Here is a 16,785-nt window from a genome sequence, read left to right on the forward strand (position 1 = left end):
CAAGCCGCCTGTACGTAATGCGCCATGACTTAAAACGCTCGCTCACTTCGAATGGACGGGCAGGCGAAACGTTGCACCAGTAATCGACCGGCAATACGCGAGAAATATCCGAGACGGCACTAATTCGGATCGCAACAATCCAAAAAGGACATTTGCCTTCGCGACCTGGTCACCGTCCAGACGAGCCGGTGCGCACGACGCCATCAGCCGACCCGAAGCGCGACAGTGTCACCTAGGCAGGCTTGTTGTCACCGGCCGGACTGCAAGCCCTTGTGGCGACGTAGGCCGTGAGGTGCGTACGGCTGGATGATCCGGCTCGTGGCGAAGGGCAGCCAACTGCTGGAGGGCCTTGCAGCCGACCTCCGTGACTGAACGCCCACCGAGGCGGCCCGGTTCAGCCTGCCAGTTGCTGAAGCCATTCGCGGAGCAGCGCCGTTTCGGTGTCTCGCAGAGTCAACCCCGCGTCGGCAGCCGCGGGTTTGGTGGTGAGCGCGGTTTCCAGTGCGGCGTCGAGGGCGAGTGCGTGCGAGGCCAGGTCGGACCCGGATGAGGCGGGCGGGTCCGTGGTGATCGAGGCGATAACGGTGTCCCGCAATCGTGCCGACGTGGTCAGGTCCCGCTGCGAGGGCTCTTCGCCGATCAGTGCCAGCGTGGCGCCCGTTGTCGCCGCGTGGATGACGGGGGTCGCCTGCTTCACCGGAACCCGGAGGCGCCCGGCCTCGGCCGCCCGGCCCAGCAGTGTCACCAGCAGGGCGTGCGCCTCGTCCGCGGCCGGGGGTCGCCGCCCGGGCTGCACCGTGCCGTACATGAGCACGTAAAACGCGGGGTGCCGCACTCCGAAGTCGACGTGCAGGTCCCAGCCGCGGTAGAGGTCGGCCACCGGGTCGTCGGGGGTCAGCGCCAGTGCCTCCCGTTTCTCGGCCAGGTACATCTCGAACCCGTAGGCGGCCAGTTCGGCCAGGAGTCCGTCCTTGTCGTCGAACATCCGGTAGAGCGCGGGGGCCGTGATGCCCGCGGCTGCGGCGACCGCGCGCGTGGAGACCGCCTCGCTGCCGCCCTCCTCCAAAAGCTTGGCGGCCACCTGCAGCACCTGGCGCCGCGCGGCGCGTCGTCCCTCGTTCATGGAACAACGATATCGCAGATTGCGAATCAGCGCCTTATCGATGCTACGGTTTAAACCGGAACAGCGATCCATGCTGATGGTGGTCGGCGCCGACCCGCGACATCTGGGCATGCCCCGCACCCCGGCCGGTGCCGTCGGCCCCCACTCGTGGAGCCGTGCGGCCGACCGCCACAGCGGGCAACGCGTCGTCCGCCTGACCACCACCGAACACGCCGCCATCACGGCAGGAGAGGAACACCCATGTCCGACATCTCGATCGTCATCGCGTCGCATTCCGGCTACGGCCACACCGCGCAGATCGCCACAGCCGTCGCCGACGGCGCGCGCTCCATCGCCGGGACGCACGTCCACCGCGTGGACGTCGCCTCCCTCAGCGACGCCGACTGGGAACTGATGGACGCCGCGGACGCCATCATCTTCGGCACTCCCACCTACATGGGCACCGCGTCCGGGGCGTTCCACGCCTTCGCCGAGGCCACCAGCAAGCGCTGGATGACCCGCGCCTGGAGCGACAAGCTCGCGGCGGGATTCACCAACTCCGGCTCCATGAGCGGCGACAAACTGCACACCCTGCAGTACCTCTCGCTCCTGGCGGCCCAGCACGGAATGCTCTGGGTGAGCCTGAACCTCCTCCCGGGCTGGAACACCACCACCTCCAGCCCCCAGGACGACAACCGCCTCGGCTTCTACCTCGGCGCCGGCGCCCAGAGCTTCAACGACACCCCCGCGGTCCACGACGCGGACCTGACCACCGCCCGCCACCTCGGCCGGCGCGTCGCCGAGCACACCCGCATCCACCGCGCCGGACTGGCCGCCGCAGCGCACTGACACAACGGCTCGCCAGACATCACCTTCCAGACTTCCTTCAGGGGAGTGCGTCATGCAGCACCGGACACTGGGAAGCCAGGGCCTTGAGGTCTCGGCGATGCGCTGGACGATCCCGCCCTACGCGCCCGGTCACGACCGCGCAGAGTGATCAGCAGGCACCACCGACAACTCACGCTGCCCAAGCCGGAGGTCGCCGGAGGATTCGCGACACCTCACCATGCGAGCCCACCAGTCCCGAGGCCGTACTTCGACCAGGCCCACTTGGGCCACGAGGTCCGCGCGTTCACCGGGCTCACGCCGACCCGGTACGTCGAAGTCCGGCGGCGGTTCCTGCGCGAACATCCCGGCTACGCGCCGGCCTACCGGCCGCTGCCGCCCGATCGATTTCTTACCTGAGCGACAAGCTCACGACACGCTAATTTGGGGCACCCCAAAGCAGAGGAGAGCCCCGTGGGCAAGGTGGTCATGTACAGCTCGGTGTCGGTGGACGGCTTCGTCGCGGACGAGAATGACCAGCCCGGACCGCTGTTCGACTGGTTGTCCAGCGGAGACGTCCCGTTGGACGAGAGCGGTGAGGTGAAGGTGTCGCAGACGTCCTACGACTACACCCGGCCGTACTGGGACCAGATCGGAGTCACGATCGTCGGCCGGCACGTCTTCGATTTGACGGACGGCTGGGACGGGAAGCCTCCGGGCGGGATCGACCACGTGGTCGTCGTGACGCACCGGCCGGAGCCCGAGGGCTGGGACTCCGAGGCGCCGTTTCACTTCGTCGACGGCGTCCAGGCAGCCATGGCCAAGGCGCAGGAGCTTGCGGGTGACCGCGTGGTCGAGGTCGCCGCCGGCGACGTCGGTGGCCAGGTGCTTGCCGCAGGTCTGATCGATGAGGTGCGCATGGACGTCGTACCCGTCGTGTTCGGTTCCGGCAAGCGCTACTTCGGGTCGGTCCACGCGCAGCACCTGTTGGAGGATCCTGACGTGGTGATTCAGGGCAACCGGGTGCTTCACCTGCGCTATCGGGTGCGCCGTTGACCGACGACACCTCCGGGGCCCGTGCAGCCGCACCCGTGCAGCCGCCCCCGCGGGGATGCACCGCGAAGGCGTAGCCGGCCGGCCCTGACCAGCGACAACCGTCTGCGTGGCAGCTCCTGCTCGATTGCGATGCTTGAATGGACCGTCGTTCCTGATCTGGCAAGGAGAACCGCTGTGCCCCTGGTGTCTGTCGTGATGCCCGTGTACAACTCGGCAGCCACTCTCGGCGCAGCCGTCCGATCGGTGCTCACACAGACCCATGGCGACCTGGAGCTGCTGGTCACCGACGACCAGTCCTCCGATGGCTCCCTGGACCTGCTCCGCGAGTTCGCCGAGCAGGACGAACGCGTCCTGCCGGAGTCGGCACCCGAACAGGGCGGTGCGGGCCAGGCCCGAAACCTCGCGATCGAGCGGGCCCGCGGGGACTACATCGCCTTCCTCGACAGCGACGACATGTGGCTTCCGGAGAAGACCGAGAAGCAGCTCGCCTTCGCCGCGGAAGCCGATGCGCCTTTGACGTTCACCTCGTACTTCAAGATGGACGCCGACTACGACGGCGAGAGCACCGACTGGGTCCCGAACGGCCGAGTGATCCGTGCGCGGGAGCACGTGGACTACCGCGCGATGCTGGTCCAAGACCACATCGGTGCTCTCACGGCCATGTACGACCGCAATGTCCTGGGCACGAGGCTGATGCCGGAGATGCGCAAGCGCCAGGACTACGCCCTCTGGCTGTCGATCATGCGGGACGGCGCTGACGCCCGCGGCCTGGCTGAGCCGCTCGCGGTATACAGGGCCCACCAGGCGGGGTCGCTGTCCTCCAACAAACTGTCGCTCGTGCAGTACAACTGGGCCCTGTACCGCGAGCACGAGCATCTGTCGATCCCGCGGGCGACGCGGGCGCTGGCCGGTGCCGCGTGGCAGTCGCTGCGCAACTCGCGCATCTGAACCCGTGCACGGGCCCGGGGAACGCGGTGCGCGGAGCCCGGTGCGCGGTCCGGGGAGCCCCGTGCCCGGGCCCGGGGAGCCCGGTGCGCGACCGTTCTCGGGTGATACCCGACCGGGCTCCCGCCGGGACTACCGGGCGTCGCGCCGCCGACGCGCGCGCTCGAACTCGGCGACATCCGACATCCAGGGACCGTGCTGTTCGAGTGCGGCGCAGCCGCCGCGGACGAAGGCGCTCACCAGGGTCCGGTACGCGCCGATCCCGTCGACCAGGCCGTACTCGACCCGGTACTCCGGATCCGACCCGCCTCTACCCTCGCGCAGCGTCGTGACCCGGGCGATGGAGTCCGCGTAGAAGTGGAGCTGGATCCCTTCGCCCATCTCCTCGTCCTCGATGGTGAACACTTCGTTGTCCGCGGCAGAGCGATCGCCGACGAACTCCCAGAACTCCGCGGCGGCAGTGCGGGGACTCTCCCGTAGCCACTTCTTCTCGACGCCCTTGTCGTCGGTGAACGACAGGGCCGTCTTCCTCGCACTCCCGCCGACGTCGGCGCGGTGGTCGGCAGCCTCCTCGTCATCCTCCACGGGTGTGCTCCTGGAGCGCTCCGCGGCCTCCGAGCACATCAGGAAGCTCACGGTACGCACCGCGTCGTCGACGAGCTCAGGGTGTGCACTGCGCACGGCGGCCCTGACCGTCGTCTCCATCCGATCCCAGTCGCGCCTGTCCGTGGCACGGTTTCCCCGTCGCGGATCGCGGCCGATCCGTATCCCGGCGCACGCCTGCTCCGCAGTGGCGATCACCCGCATGACCTCGGGCAGCAGCGCGGGGTCGACCGCGTCGGGAATCCGCCTCGGAACCGTCGCGCCGTGCAGATACTGGCCCGTGTACCTCAGAATCGCGGCGTCGAGTGGACCGAGTACTGCTCCGCGCTGGGCGCGACGGCGGTCCGCGTGGTACTCCTGAGCTCGTTTCCCGTTCGACGTCTCCGTCGCCGCGCTCATCGCCGCGCATACCTGCCCGCGCTCGAGCAGACCGATGTCGGCCCCGTGGGCGATGAGCGGGCTCCTGTCCCACCGGATGTGCTGGAAGAACGCGTCGACGTCCGTGGGCGCGGCAAGGAGGATCGGGTCCAGGAGCGCGACGGCAGCGTTCTCGTCGAGCCGGCCCCGGGTTCCGGCGGCGTCGCACAGCGGGAGGACCGCACTCCACAGCAGCAGGTGTCTGGCCAGGTCCTCCCGGATCACCGCAAGATGGGCTTCGCCGATCGGGAACGTGAAGGTGCGAGGCTCGTGGTTGGCGTCGGCCCCGGCACCGAGCGTCAGCTTCAGCTCGCCGTCCTCGCGGATCACGTTCGGGATCCAGCCGCTGCTGCGCGTGAAAACGATGTCCCTCATCGACTCAGTCTTCCCCGGAACGGCCACCGGCCGGCATCACGGCGATGTCGCAGCCCCACCCCGCACCGTCTGTTCACGACCACCGCGCGCATTCGACGTCGAGGCGTGTGTCGGTGCGCACCCAGACTTCGCCCCCGGCGGCCTCGGCCGGGGCGTCGACTCGTTCGATACCGAGGAACTCGATCAACGTGAGCAGTACGGCTCGTTCGGCTCGGTCTTCGTCGACATCATGCGAGTCGAAGAAGACGTAGTACCGGTCGCTCGGGTCCACGTAGCCCGAATCTGCCCAGATCCGGGCGACTTCTTCGATCGCCGCCGCTTCCGTCGTGATCGCGGCGGCACGGGCGGCACCCCGAGTCTCCGGTGACGCGTCGAGGTCGGCGAGGTCGGAGAACCACTGGCCGAAGCGGTCGAGGCCCGCGTATCCGTTCTCGAAGAACAGCATTGCGCTCGGCAGGAAGCGATTTCCCCTGTCGACCTGGAGGTATTCCGACCGAGGTCGGTCGTCCGCATCCTTGGTCCGGGAGATCACACCTTGCCCGGGCATGAGTACCAGACTCTGCCCCGACGGCTCGTCACTGATGGTGTAGGTGTCGGAATCTCGATCACGGAAGAACGCGGAGAACGCTACATAGGCTTCCTGAGGGTCGCCCACGGAGACCTGTCGGTCGTTGCCGTCACCGACAGCGAAGACGAACTGTTTCGGTCCGGGGCGGTAGGGGCGAGCCATATGCGTCCTTCGTTCACGTGCGACAGCTCCATCAGCGTAGTCGAATCGGGCGGACGGGGGCCTGCCGTTCATCGCCGACGAACAGCCAGGAGTCAGCCGTCGCACCCCCGCACCCCGTCAGGCCCGCCTGGTAGGCGGCGATGGCAGCCTCCACCGCGTACACGGCGGCCATCGCCGACGATCGCGATCAGGCTCTCGCCCTGATCCGCGAAGCCGCACGCGCCGCTCGCGCCGCACGCGACCTGCCCGACCAGGCTTCGGCCGGCCGTTTGTTCCCGGTCACGCCCGCCACCGTCGACCTGTACGCCGTAGGCGTGCACTGGGCACTCGGCGACGCGGGAGCGGACCCGGAGCGGGACTGTCGGGCGCACCCTTCAGGAACGGGCCGCGGGAACGGTCACGGTCTGCCTGCGGAGGTCAGTGGTGTCGGAGGACAGCACGCCTTGTGCTATCGCCCGATGCTGGCTCCGGGTCGCTTGTCGGACGGTGTCCCTCACCTCCGACCACGGAACCGGGCTGACGACGGCCGTGAGTCCCGTGCTCTGCAAATAGGGGCTGTCCGGTGCGAAGCAGTGCGGTGTGAGCAGGACGCGGTCCGCGGGGCGAAGGCCCACGGCGGCGTGTGCGTGCCAGTCGACGCAGAAGCAGCACCACACCCTTAGATTTCCGCGTTCGTCCAGAAAGCCGTCAACCGTGAAATGAATGGGCATGGTTCGACTCCTCGGGCCGGCAGAGTGAAAGGAGATCTCGGAATTCACCGGTTCGCTTCACCGCCGTGTCAACGGCAGTTGCACGTGGATGATCGTGTCGAGGCCTTCCTCCGGGTGGAAAACCGTGAGGGTGCCGCTCATCTCGGCCGCGGCGGCCACCAGTTCCTGCATGCTGTGGGCGGCGGTACGCGGCCGGTCCCGACCGATGGCGCACGTGGAGGCAGGAGAGGGTGGCGTTTTCTCCGTCAATGCCACCGAAATGTGGTCCGCTGTGGCGGAGTAGGTGATGGATACCGTGTCCAGGGGGTTCGTGCTCCGGCTGGAAGCCCTGAGCATGAGCGAGCTGACGATCCGACGGGCGGCCACCAGTGCCGGATCGCCTTCGCTGATGCCGAACTCTTTGAACACCAAGTCGGCGCTGTTCCAGGCGAGACATTCCGATGACGGGATCGGCGGCAGTGCGAGCGTGTGCTCTCGGCTGAGCGGCATGGCGTGAAGGCTCCTTACGGCGATGCGGAACGGACCCCGGATATCGGGCGGAGGGAGGACTGTGGTCAGACGGCCTAGTGCTGTGGCCCTTCCGGTCACAGCACTAGGGAGTGGAGCGGGGACTCGGCGGGGGTTCGGCACGCGCGTCCGACGGGATGGAAGGCGTGTGCGACAGGAGGTCGTCCCTCACCTGGTACGCGATGCGCTTGCCCAGTGAGTCCGACAGGGTCGAGGCGAGCCTGAGAACGCGGGCCTTGATCTCGCCGGCGAAGTAGAGCAGGGTCATCGCCGCGCCGGCGATGGATTCCGCGCCGGCGGTGTCGACGATCATCGACATGAGGGTTGCCACGATCAGGCTGAGAGCGGTCGGGGTGGTGACCCAGCTGAAGCGCCGTGCCGCGAACGCGATTCCGAGCCCGACAGGGAAGCAGGCGTAGACGGCAAGGCCGGCGTCCGGCCAGAAGTAGTGGCTGACGGCCCACGCCGGCTGGATGCCGACCCAGGTCTGAAGCATGAGCTGGGGAGGTCTGGACTGAGTGCCACTGTCCCCGGTGTCGGTGGTCGTCCTAAGATGGCTCCGTGTCGACATGACGGCTCCTCAGGGCTGATGTCGGCTTCGTGGTTGGGGCCGCCGGTGACGTCGGCGGCCCCGACTCACACCCTCCCAATGCCGCACGCCCCCGCAACGGTAGATGTCTCACGCCGATAGGAGTACTGCTGCTGAGGCGTGCCAGCACAGTTCTCCTGCCGGGGTGTGAGACTTTCTGCCGCTGGTCGGACTTCCTCCGCTGTTCGCCGAAAAGGGCGGCCCGCGACATGCATCCTTGGGAGATGGCAGAAAACTCTCCGCACGCGAAGATCACCCTCCAGCGGCTGCGCAATTTCATCGCCGTCGTCGACGAAGGAACGATCACCAGCGCTGCCCGGCTACTCGGTGAGATGACGGGCGAGGGGTCCCCCTCATCGGTCCGCCAGAACCTTCAGGAACTACGGAGCGCATTCGGCGGTCGGCAACTTCTGGTCGAACACAATGGCAAACAGGTTCCGACAGACCTCGGTGAGAGTCTCCTGCGCTACGCGCGGACCATGGTCGAACTCTGGAAGGGCGCGAGTAGGCTCGGTACCCGAACACTCACGCTGGCCTTCCTCCCTCAGCACGCGTTCTTCATTTCGCCCGTGATCCTGGAACTCGAGCGGAGCCAGATGACCGTGCACAGCCGCATCCTGGGCGAGCAGGATCGATCCACGATCATTTTCGAGAGCCACGTCATCGGCGCCCTCGCGGGCGGTGAGATCGACCTCGTGGTCGGCCCCCCGCCCGAACCCAGCAGGCGGCGAGAGGAATTGAAGGAGCACCGCCTGTACACGTCGCGGCTGGAAGCGATGGTGCCCGGCTCCGATGTCCGTGACCGCATCGGACTGGACGAGCTGATCCATCAGGGGCCGCTGTTGGTGCCGCCGGGCCCGACGCGGTCACGTCGACTCCTCAACCGCAGGGTCCGTGCGGCGGGCCTTCCCGCGCCGATGGTGAAACTCGACGCGTACAGCAGCAAGGCCCTCGTTGCGTTCGGCGAGGACAGGCACGGCACGGTGGTCATCCCCTCGGACATCGCCGACCCCTTCAAGGAGGGGAACATCCTCGCCGGCCCGAAGGCATCCACCTTCAGATGGGTCCCGGTCGTGGACGCCGACGGCCGGGAACTCACCCAGGAGGTGTACGCCACGACGCGGGCGCGGCCTCCGGCCGACATCGTGGCCACCGTCGACGCGATCCGCCGGTCAACCGACGCCTTCTCCCTCGACGTGGCCGCCTGACACTGCCGTCCACCCGGCGGTGTGCCGGCGCCGTCGCACGGTGCCGGCGGTTGGCGCCGGCGGTTGGCGGTCAGGCGGCGCCAAGGTGCTGGACGTGAGGCCCGGTCGGTTCGTGGACGGGCCAGCCGGGATTGCCGGTCTCGGCGAACCGTATCCACGAGTGGTGCATACGAGTGGCGAGTGGGGCGGGCGGTTCGGCGTTGCCGAGGAGTCCTCGTTGGCCGCGCAGCGATGGCAAGGACAGGCGGTCGAAGACGAACGGCAACTCCATGACATGGCAGGCGCCCAGTTGTCCGTCGATCGCGTCGGAGCGCCAGGCGAATTCGTAGAGGTACGTCCGTCCGGTCGTGGCGCTCGCGTGTGCGGCGGCCATCTGCCGGGTGCCGTCCGTGAACAGCCCGTCGCCGAGGATGGCGGTGCGCAGGTCGGCGGCTGAGGCGGCGGGGTGCCGTGTCCGGTAGGCCCGGACGGCTTCGTCGGGGTCGGGGTGGAACTTTGCCGCGGTGTCCCGGACATCGGCATCGGTGGTGCTCGCGAGAAGTCCCGACGGGGCCAGGTAGAGGGCGCCCTCGTCGCGATTGGCGCCGATCAGGAGGTCGATCTCGCCTCCCTGGCCGGCGGCGACCGCGGTGGCCGGTTGCTGCTCGCTGACCAGGCTGAAGAAGGTGATCCCGCCGAGCGGGTCGTGGTGGGTGGAAGTGCGCAGGTCCAAGCCGGTCAGGCCGGCCGTGACGGCGACGAGGTGCTCGTCGGGTATGTCGGCCAGGGCCTTGGCCGTGGGTTCGAGGCCCAGCCCGCGTCCGACCGCAGCGGTGACGATGCGGGCCTGGTTGGGGGTGAACGCTCCGGTGCCGCTGCCGCTCTGGATGATCGCCCGTCGGAACAGTCCTGTCGAGGCCGGGTCGGCGAGGACGCCGCCGACGATGACGGCTCCGGCGGACTGGCCGAAGAGCGTGAGGTTCTCGGGGTCGGCGCCGAAGCCGGCGGCGTTCTCACGGATCCAGTGCAGGGCGGCCAGGACGTCGAGCATGCCGCGGTTGTCCGGGGCGTCGGGCAGGTGCAGGAAGCCGGGGATGCCCAGGCGGTAGTTCACGGTGATCAGTACGACGCCGTCGCGGGCGAAGGCCGTGCCGTCGTAGAGCGGTGCACGGTTGGAGCCCGCGACGAACCCTCCGCCGTGCACGAACACCATCACCGGCCGGGGCGTCCCATCCGGCCGCGGGGCCCAGATGTTGACGGTGAGGTAGTCGTCCCCCCGCTGCCAACCCGGGCCGAAGTAGGGCGACATGTCGAGGGTGCCGAAGGAGTCCCGGGCGGGCTGGGGCGCGGTCGGTCCCGGCCGCGTGGTGTCACGGATCCCCGTCCACCGTTGGTGTGGGGTCGGCGCGGCGAACCGTCCGCGGCCGACGGGCGGTGCGCCGTAGGGCACATCGAGGAAGACGGTCCCGTGTTCGTGGCGGCGACCGCGGACGGTGCCCGAGGTGGTGGTGACGGTGGTGGGATCGGCGGGTGCCATCTCTGATCTCCTGGTTGCTGGTACCTGGTTGCCGGCTGCCGGTTGCCCGTTCCTGGTTGCCGGCTGCCAACTGCCGGCTGCTCTTGTGGGTGCCGCCGCTCCGGCCACCCCGGAGCGGCGGCGGGCTGGAATCGGGGTCAGTACCGGGTGATCGGCGCCCACTTCTTGATCGCGAATCCGCTGCCCTGGTGCTCGACCTCCAGGGCGCTGTGGCCGCTGAAGTGTGCGGGTAGGACGAGGGCACCCGTGTCGGCGGCCCAGCCGAGGAGCCTGCGGCGGGTGCTGCGGGACTGGGCGGGGTCCTGGCAGAAGCAGCTGTTGTGGTCGGGGTGCGTGACCTGCAGCGGGGTGTGCATCAGATCGCCGGCGAACAGGGCCCGGTCGCTGCCGGAAGCCAGCGTGACCACGCTGGATCCGGGCGTGTGGCCGGGGGCTGCCTCCAACCGCAGGCTGCCGTCTATGGTGTGGCCTTCCTCCCACAGCCGCACCTGGCCCGCGGCGTGCACGGGGGCGACGCTGTCCTCGAAGACGTTCTCGTTGACGCCGCCGGTGATGTCCGGATTGTTCGCCGGGTTCCAGAACTCGAAGTCGGCCTTGGGCATCAGGTAGGTGGCGTTCGGGAACGTGGGTACCCAGTAGCCGTCGACCAGGCGGGTGTTCCAGCCGACGTGGTCGACGTGCAGGTGGGTGTTGATCACCAGGTCGACGTCCTCGGGCCGTACACCGGCGCGTACGAGGTTTCCGAGGTAGTCCAGCCGCAGGTGGTCCCACGCGGCGACGGCCGGGCGGGTCTTGTCGTTGCCGACGCCGGTGTCGACCAGGATGGTGCTGCCCTCGCTGCGCAGCAGCCATGTCTGCATCGCCGCATGGACCATGGCGTCGTCGGCGCCCAGGTGGTCGGGGACGAGCATGGCGCGCTGGTCCTTCCATGCCTGCTCGGGCAGGTCCGGGAAGAACTGGCTCGTGGGCATGATCGGCCCGTGCGTCTCCTCGATCCGGGTGATGGTGACATCTCCCAGGGTGATCTCGTGGGTGTCCTGCATGGTGCTTCTCCGTTCGGTGGGCGGGCTGGGAGGAGGCGGGGGCACACGGCCCCGGAACTGCTCCCGGCGGTGATCGGTCGAATGACCCGCCGAATGACCCGCCGAGAGACCGGCCCGGTGGCAGGCCGAGCGACCGGCTGAGCGACCAGCCGGGCGACAGGCCGGGCGACAGGCCCGGTCACAGGCCGAGTGACAAACCAAGTGACAGGCCGGGTGACAGGCCGTCGGCCGTACCGGGTGGGGACGGGTGCCCGCCGTTGTCGGTAGAGGGCCCGGTGACACGGTGGGAGGTCAGGCAGTACCGGCCCGGCGCCCCCTCCGCGCCGGGTCGGCCGCGGTGGTGTCCTGGGTGATGGTCTGGGCGAGCAGGGCCAGTGCGGCTCGCGAGGGCGAGCCCGCCTCCGTGGTGGCAACCACCGTGTGGGGGCCCGGCCCGTGGTTCATGGTTTGCTGAACGACGGTCAGCGGGCCGACCAGCGGGTGCCGCATCTCGTAGGTGGCGACGGTGCACTCCTTGACCCGATGATCGGCCCACATCGAGGAGAACTCCGCGCTTTTGGCGCTCAGTTCACCCAGCAGCGCGTGCAACGCGGTGTCCTGCGGATGCTGGGCCGCCACCACGCGCAGGTTCCCCACCACCGCCCTGGCCTTGCTCGGCCAGTCCGCGTACAGCTCGCGGGTATGACAGTCGAGGAACACCAGTCTGGCCATGTTGGGGCGCTGCCCCACCAGGTCCGGGGCCTCACGGTCCAGGTGCCCGGCGAACAGCGCGTGCCCCGCACGGTTCCACGCGAGCACATCACTGCGCAGGCCGAGCACGATCGCGGGAACCTCCGCCAGCACGTCCAGCAACTGGGCCGTCGCCTCCGTCACACGCTCCGGCGCGGGCCTCCGGCCCTGCGTGCGACGTCTGTCCGCCCGGACCAGGTCGTGCAGGTACCGCCGCTCGGAGTCGTCCAGCCGCAGAGCCCCGGCGATCGCGTCCAACACCTCGGGCGACGCGCTCAGCGACTGCCCCTGCTCCAGGCGGGTGTAGTAGGAGGCGCTCACGCCCGCCAGCAGCGCCAACTCCTCGCGCCGAAGACCCGGTACACGTCGGCGCTCCCCATAGGTGGGCACCCCGACATCCTCGGGGCGCAGTTGGGAGCGCCGCGCTTGCAGGAAGTCCCCGAGCTGCGATTTTCCGGTCATGGATCCGAGTATGGGCCGACTCGGAACGCGCAACCTGCCCCAGCTGGGGATAGGCACCGGTGGGTCTGGTTCCCCGGCACGACCGGTGATGACGTGGGTGTCGCCGACCCGGCACCCACGTCATACGCGCCCAGCGCACGCACCCAGGAGGACGCCTTGAGCGCCACCACCAGCCAACACGACCTCTTCGAGGCTCTGGACGCATCGGCCTTCGCCTTCACGAGGCGCGCATGGGTCGATGCCGCCCCCGCCCGGGTCTATGACCTGGTCAGTGACGTGTCCGCGATCGGCCGCTGGAGCCCCGACGCGACCGACGTCAGGTTCGACCAGGGCGCCGGCCCTCGGGTCGGTGCCTGGTTCAGCGGCCGCAATCGGAGGGACGGCAGGGAATGGGCCACCCGCTCCCAGGTCGTACGAGCCGACCACGGCAGCGTCTTCGCCTTCGTGGTCGGCGGCGCCGAGGACGGCATCGTGCGGTGGAGCTGGACCTTCCACCCCCAGGGACGCGGAACCGTCGTCGAGCAGTCCTGGCGACTCCTCCGCCTCGACCCGGTGCTGGGCAGCACCCGCGGCGATCTCGACGCACTCCGCGACCACATGACGAACAGCGTCGAAGCCACCCTGATCTCCCTCGCCCAATGGATCGCCGAGGACTGAGGATCCAGGGTGTGGGGGTCGACGTTGGTCCTGGTGAGCTCGCGTAATCAACTGTCGCGCATTCGCAGCCGCAGGAAGCCTGGTGGTGACTGTTCGTGGTTTGGGACGGGATGCGGCTGGAGGATTGGGGAGCTTCTGCCGGGTCAGGTCAGGAACGCGGCGAGCCCGTGTCGATGACGATCATCTTCTCCAGCGTGTACTTGTCCAGGTCCGGATGGTGCTCTTGCCGGCCTGCGCGGATGCGGTGGAAGCGGAAGGTCCCGTTGGTGGTACTCGCGCTGACGATGCATCGGATCTGGAGTGGAGGTTCGGCTGAACCGCCGAGATGGCAGATGTGCAAGGCCAGCGTGAGGCCTTGGGCCGGCAGTAGCCTCTGATCGGCCTCGGCGATGACGGGCTCGCCGTCGTCCAGGACGTCGACGGTCACGGGCACGAAGTCCTCAAGGTGGAAGCTGTTGACGCTGCACTCCCACGCGGTGAGGTCGATGAAGTCTCCGGGTCCGGTGTCGCGCAGGTGACGGACGGTATCGGTCAGCACCACGGCGTCCCCGTGAAGAGCGATGCCGTTGGCGGTGAGATCACGGAGGCCGGCTGTCAGTCCCTGTGGTGGCTGTGTCGGTGCGAGTCCTGTCCATGCGCTGAGGAGGGCCGTCGCCGCATCGTTCATCTGCACTGTAAGCACGTGGGCAAGGATCCCTCAGGGGCTCAGGAGGACGGGAAGCAGGACCGCTTCCACGGTCTTGGCACTGGTGAGCTCGTCTGTTGAGCCCCCGTCAGTTCGCCGTGCCGTCCAGCCGGATGGTGACCGTAGGTGGTCGCCCGCGGCGTATCGGCTCCACGTCCCGCCGGTCTCCTTGAGGAGGCGGCTGGTGGTCTTGTCGTGGTGGCCCAGAACGTCCGCGACGACGGGGGCAGGCAGTTCAAGGAGTTGCCGTGGAATGGCGGCGCCGCGGGCAGCGGCGACCGGGATACCGATCTCGCGCAAGAGGGCGGGCCCTCCGGATGAGCCGCTGCCCGCCAGGGCTGGAGTTCGTGAAAGGCATCGTGCGTCAGCGGTAGCCGTCCAAGGCCTAGGCCGTCTCTTTCGGATCTTGCCTGGCCCGCGTCGCCCGGCACCGCACCTCGCCGCGTTGTCGAGGCACCCGAGGACGTCCAGTACTCGGGAGCCTCTCCGCCTTGCGATGCACGGCACCGGACGACGCGGGCTTGACCGGCAAGATCCGAAAGAGACGGCCTAGTCGCCGCAGCATCTCGGAGGCGTTTCCCTGCTGGTTGCGGCGCATCGACAACCAGGCCAGTGCTGACCGCCCATCAAAGCAACCGCTTTCCACGTCGGCGGTCGCTCACCACCGATCAGGTCCGCGCGACCCCGACCCGCTCACCTTCGCCAAGAGCCGAGCGTCACGCCGGCGGCCGGGTGAGCTTGGCGGCCACGGCGTCGAGGACCCAGTCCAGGCCGGTCGCGAAGGATGTCTCGGCGTCCACGTCCGTGCCGTCGTACACGGCTTTGGCCAGCGCCGGGAAGCGCCCCGTGGCCAACATTCTTGTCACATGCGGGCCGTGGGCGCGCTGCCAGTCGTGCTTGGACAGGCCCGTGGCGTGCTCGGCCCGCAGGTTTGCGATCTCGCGCCTGATCGCGCCGATGAAGTAGGCGCTGACGGTTTCCACGGCGCGCATGACGGTGTCGACGTCGGCGAGGCCGTCGAGGGCGGCCAGCGTGGCCTCGGTCACGGCGAGGCCGTTCGGACCGAGGGCCGGGCGGCCGCCGAGCAGGTCGGCCAGCCATTCGTGACGGAGAGCGGCCTGCCTGGTGCGGTGGGCGAGGATGCGCAGCGCCTCCCGCCAGTCACCGGGCTGTTCCTCGGGGAGGATCTCGGCCTGGACCTCGTCCACCATGAGGTCGAACAGCTCTTCCTTGGTGGAGATGTACCTGTACAGCCGCATCGGACCGGCGTCCAGGCGGGCCGCGACCTTGCGTACCGACACCGCCTCCAGTCCGCCCTCGTCGGCCAGTGCGATGGCGGCGGCGACAATCCGATCCCGGTCCAGCGGGACGGGGCGAGTCGGCGGCTCCGGCCGGTCCCAGATACTCATGCCCATACCGTACCGTTCCCATTCACCGTCTCCGGGCAATACAGTGTATCGGTATGAGACATCGCATCGCAGTGGTCGGTAGTGGTCCTGCCGGCCTTACCTTCGCCCGCGTCCTGCACCGCCATGGCCACCCCGTCACCGTCCTCGAACGCGATCCCGCCCCCGACGCCCGCCCCCCGGGCGGCACGCTGGACCTGCATGAAGGGCTGGGCCAACTCGCGCTGGACAAGGCGGGGCTGTTGGGGGAGTTCCTGGCGCTGGCTCGACCCGAGGGGCAGGCCATGCGCATCCTGGACACGGACGGGACCGTCCTGCGCGACTGGCGACCCCGGCCGGACGACCGGGCCAATCCCGAGATCGACCGCGGGCAACTCCGTGACCTGCTGCTCGGCCCTCTCGACATCCAGTGGGGTCGGGGCGTGACGCGGGTGGTGCCGGGAACCCGGGATGGCGTACTGGTCCACTTCGCGGACGGGCGGCAGGAGACGTTCGACCTCGTGGTCGGCGCGGACGGCGCCTGGTCGCGGATCCGCCCGGCGGTCTCGCCGGCGACACCTCACTACACCGGCGTCACCTACGTCGAGACCTCCCTCGACGACGTCGACACCCGCCACCCTGACCTCGCCCGGCTGATCGGCGACGGTTCCGTGGCCGTGTACGGCGTGAACCGGGCTCTCGTCGCCCAGCGCAACAGCGGAGGCCACGTCAAGGTGTACGCCCAGTTCCGCGCGCCACTGGACTGGCACACGCACCTGGACCTGGCCGACGCCGAGGCCGTGCGATCGAGCCTGCTGGCTCTGTTCGACGGCTGGGCCGCTCCCGTCCTCGACCTCCTCCGCCACGGCACCGCATTCATCCACCGGCCCCTTTACGTCCTGCCCGAGTCCCACACCTGGACCCACGTCTTCGGGGTGACGCTGCTGGGCGACGCCGCCCACCTGATGCCCCCCTTGGGGGCGGGCGCGAACCTCGCGATGCTGGAAGGCGCCGAACTCGCCGAGGCCATCGCCACCGGCCCTGAAGATCTGGACGAGACCGTCCGCGCCTTCGAGGAACAGATGTGGGCACGGGCCGGCAGGTGGGCGAAGATCACGACGGCCGGCCTGGAACGCCTCGTGAGCCCGAACCCCGCCGAAGCCCTCGCCCTCTTCGACCAAGTCCAGCCATCCTGACCGCCAAGCGCGAGAGCACCCGTAACGGGTGCGCGGGCTTGGGTC

16 protein-coding genes are annotated in these 16,785 nt (G+C 68.9%); 6 read left to right on the plus strand and 10 right to left on the minus strand.

Features of this window, described 5'->3' with window-relative positions:
• Window positions 1–394: 394 nt before the first annotated feature.
• Window positions 395–1,123 carry a TetR/AcrR family transcriptional regulator gene (locus ACFYW3_RS35090; protein WP_389388482.1) on the minus strand — a complete coding sequence of 243 codons (729 nt, stop codon included), beginning with the start codon at window positions 1,121–1,123 and terminating at the stop codon, window positions 395–397.
• Between the two features lie 240 nt (window positions 1,124–1,363).
• On the opposite strand from ACFYW3_RS35090, the gene ACFYW3_RS35095 reads away from it, so the two are divergent.
• From ACFYW3_RS35095 to ACFYW3_RS35105, 3 genes are all read left to right on the plus strand, one after another.
• A complete protein-coding gene (locus ACFYW3_RS35095) occupies window positions 1,364–1,951 on the plus strand; it encodes a flavodoxin family protein (RefSeq protein ID WP_351751884.1) in 588 nt (195 codons plus the stop codon).
• 450 nt (window positions 1,952–2,401) lie between these two features.
• A complete protein-coding gene (locus ACFYW3_RS35100) occupies window positions 2,402–2,983 on the plus strand; it encodes a dihydrofolate reductase family protein (RefSeq protein WP_389388483.1) in 582 nt (193 codons plus the stop codon).
• 174 nt (window positions 2,984–3,157) lie between these two features.
• Entirely contained in the window at window positions 3,158–3,931 is a 774-nt protein-coding gene (locus ACFYW3_RS35105; RefSeq protein ID WP_389388484.1) for a glycosyltransferase family 2 protein, read from the plus strand.
• Window positions 3,932–4,060: 129 nt separating this feature from the next.
• Here the strand turns inward: ACFYW3_RS35105 and ACFYW3_RS35110 are convergent, their stop codons facing one another.
• The 4 genes from ACFYW3_RS35110 to ACFYW3_RS35125 form a co-directional block, all read right to left on the minus strand.
• A complete protein-coding gene (locus ACFYW3_RS35110) occupies window positions 4,061–5,323 on the minus strand; it encodes a DUF6357 family protein (protein ID WP_389388507.1) in 1,263 nt (420 codons plus the stop codon).
• A gap of 73 nt (window positions 5,324–5,396) precedes the next feature.
• Window positions 5,397–6,053, minus strand: a complete 657-nt coding sequence (locus ACFYW3_RS35115) for a hypothetical protein (protein WP_389388485.1) — start codon at window positions 6,051–6,053, stop codon at window positions 5,397–5,399.
• 767 nt (window positions 6,054–6,820) lie between these two features.
• Window positions 6,821–7,252 (minus strand): hypothetical protein, encoded by a 432-nt coding sequence (locus ACFYW3_RS35120; RefSeq protein WP_389388486.1) that lies wholly within the window; start codon window positions 7,250–7,252, stop codon window positions 6,821–6,823.
• A gap of 103 nt (window positions 7,253–7,355) precedes the next feature.
• Window positions 7,356–7,766 (minus strand): hypothetical protein, encoded by a 411-nt coding sequence (locus ACFYW3_RS35125; RefSeq protein WP_351751894.1) that lies wholly within the window; start codon window positions 7,764–7,766, stop codon window positions 7,356–7,358.
• Window positions 7,767–8,083: 317 nt separating this feature from the next.
• Here ACFYW3_RS35125 and ACFYW3_RS35130 point away from each other — a divergent pair, with 317 nt between their 5' ends.
• Window positions 8,084–9,067, plus strand: a complete 984-nt coding sequence (locus ACFYW3_RS35130) for a LysR family transcriptional regulator (RefSeq protein ID WP_351751896.1) — start codon at window positions 8,084–8,086, stop codon at window positions 9,065–9,067.
• Between the two features lie 70 nt (window positions 9,068–9,137).
• On the opposite strand, the gene ACFYW3_RS35135 is transcribed toward ACFYW3_RS35130, so the two are convergent.
• From ACFYW3_RS35135 to ACFYW3_RS35145, 3 genes are all read right to left on the minus strand, one after another.
• Window positions 9,138–10,583, minus strand: a complete 1,446-nt coding sequence (locus ACFYW3_RS35135) for a carboxylesterase/lipase family protein (protein ID WP_389388487.1) — start codon at window positions 10,581–10,583, stop codon at window positions 9,138–9,140.
• Window positions 10,584–10,720: 137 nt separating this feature from the next.
• Complete coding sequence (locus ACFYW3_RS35140) at window positions 10,721–11,626, minus strand: MBL fold metallo-hydrolase (protein ID WP_389388488.1); 906 nt, start codon at window positions 11,624–11,626, stop codon at window positions 10,721–10,723.
• Window positions 11,627–11,917: 291 nt separating this feature from the next.
• Entirely contained in the window at window positions 11,918–12,817 is a 900-nt protein-coding gene (locus tag ACFYW3_RS35145) for a helix-turn-helix domain-containing protein (RefSeq protein WP_389388489.1), read from the minus strand.
• 156 nt (window positions 12,818–12,973) lie between these two features.
• Between ACFYW3_RS35145 and ACFYW3_RS35150 the strand changes: the two genes are divergently transcribed.
• A complete protein-coding gene (locus ACFYW3_RS35150; protein WP_389388490.1) occupies window positions 12,974–13,474 on the plus strand; it encodes an SRPBCC family protein in 501 nt (166 codons plus the stop codon).
• 148 nt (window positions 13,475–13,622) lie between these two features.
• Here the strand turns inward: ACFYW3_RS35150 and ACFYW3_RS35155 are convergent, their stop codons facing one another.
• Both ACFYW3_RS35155 and ACFYW3_RS35160 read right to left on the minus strand, forming a co-directional pair.
• Window positions 13,623–14,015, minus strand: a complete 393-nt coding sequence (locus ACFYW3_RS35155) for a hypothetical protein (RefSeq protein ID WP_389388491.1) — start codon at window positions 14,013–14,015, stop codon at window positions 13,623–13,625.
• A gap of 860 nt (window positions 14,016–14,875) precedes the next feature.
• Entirely contained in the window at window positions 14,876–15,568 is a 693-nt protein-coding gene (locus ACFYW3_RS35160) for a TetR/AcrR family transcriptional regulator C-terminal domain-containing protein (protein ID WP_351759615.1), read from the minus strand.
• A 53-nt stretch (window positions 15,569–15,621) separates the two neighbouring features.
• Between ACFYW3_RS35160 and ACFYW3_RS35165 the strand changes: the two genes are divergently transcribed.
• Window positions 15,622–16,740 (plus strand): FAD-dependent oxidoreductase, encoded by a 1,119-nt coding sequence (locus ACFYW3_RS35165; RefSeq protein WP_389388492.1) that lies wholly within the window; start codon window positions 15,622–15,624, stop codon window positions 16,738–16,740.
• Window positions 16,741–16,785: the final 45 nt, after the last annotated feature.

The sequence above is a fragment of the Streptomyces sp. NPDC002602 genome, assembly GCF_042889445.1.
Classification (GTDB): domain Bacteria; phylum Actinomycetota; class Actinomycetes; order Streptomycetales; family Streptomycetaceae; genus Streptomyces.

What these genes read in the sequence shown, in the direction of transcription:
- ACFYW3_RS35090 (WP_389388482.1), bottom strand. Translation starts at nt 1,123, where the DNA reads ATGAACGAGGGACGACGCGCCGCGCGGCGCCAGGTGCTGCAGGTGGCC.
- ACFYW3_RS35095 (WP_351751884.1), top strand. Translation starts at nt 1,364, where the DNA reads ATGTCCGACATCTCGATCGTCATCGCGTCGCATTCCGGCTACGGCCAC.
- ACFYW3_RS35110 (WP_389388507.1), bottom strand. Translation starts at nt 5,323, where the DNA reads ATGAGGGACATCGTTTTCACGCGCAGCAGCGGCTGGATCCCGAACGTG.
- ACFYW3_RS35115 (WP_389388485.1), bottom strand. Translation starts at nt 6,053, where the DNA reads ATGGCTCGCCCCTACCGCCCCGGACCGAAACAGTTCGTCTTCGCTGTC.
- ACFYW3_RS35120 (WP_389388486.1), bottom strand. Translation starts at nt 7,252, where the DNA reads ATGCCGCTCAGCCGAGAGCACACGCTCGCACTGCCGCCGATCCCGTCA.
- ACFYW3_RS35125 (WP_351751894.1), bottom strand. Translation starts at nt 7,766, where the DNA reads ATGCTTCAGACCTGGGTCGGCATCCAGCCGGCGTGGGCCGTCAGCCAC.
- ACFYW3_RS35130 (WP_351751896.1), top strand. Translation starts at nt 8,084, where the DNA reads ATGGCAGAAAACTCTCCGCACGCGAAGATCACCCTCCAGCGGCTGCGC.
- ACFYW3_RS35135 (WP_389388487.1), bottom strand. Translation starts at nt 10,583, where the DNA reads ATGGCACCCGCCGATCCCACCACCGTCACCACCACCTCGGGCACCGTC.
- ACFYW3_RS35140 (WP_389388488.1), bottom strand. Translation starts at nt 11,626, where the DNA reads ATGCAGGACACCCACGAGATCACCCTGGGAGATGTCACCATCACCCGG.
- ACFYW3_RS35145 (WP_389388489.1), bottom strand. Translation starts at nt 12,817, where the DNA reads ATGACCGGAAAATCGCAGCTCGGGGACTTCCTGCAAGCGCGGCGCTCC.
- ACFYW3_RS35160 (WP_351759615.1), bottom strand. Translation starts at nt 15,568, where the DNA reads ATGAGTATCTGGGACCGGCCGGAGCCGCCGACTCGCCCCGTCCCGCTG.
- ACFYW3_RS35165 (WP_389388492.1), top strand. Translation starts at nt 15,622, where the DNA reads ATGAGACATCGCATCGCAGTGGTCGGTAGTGGTCCTGCCGGCCTTACC.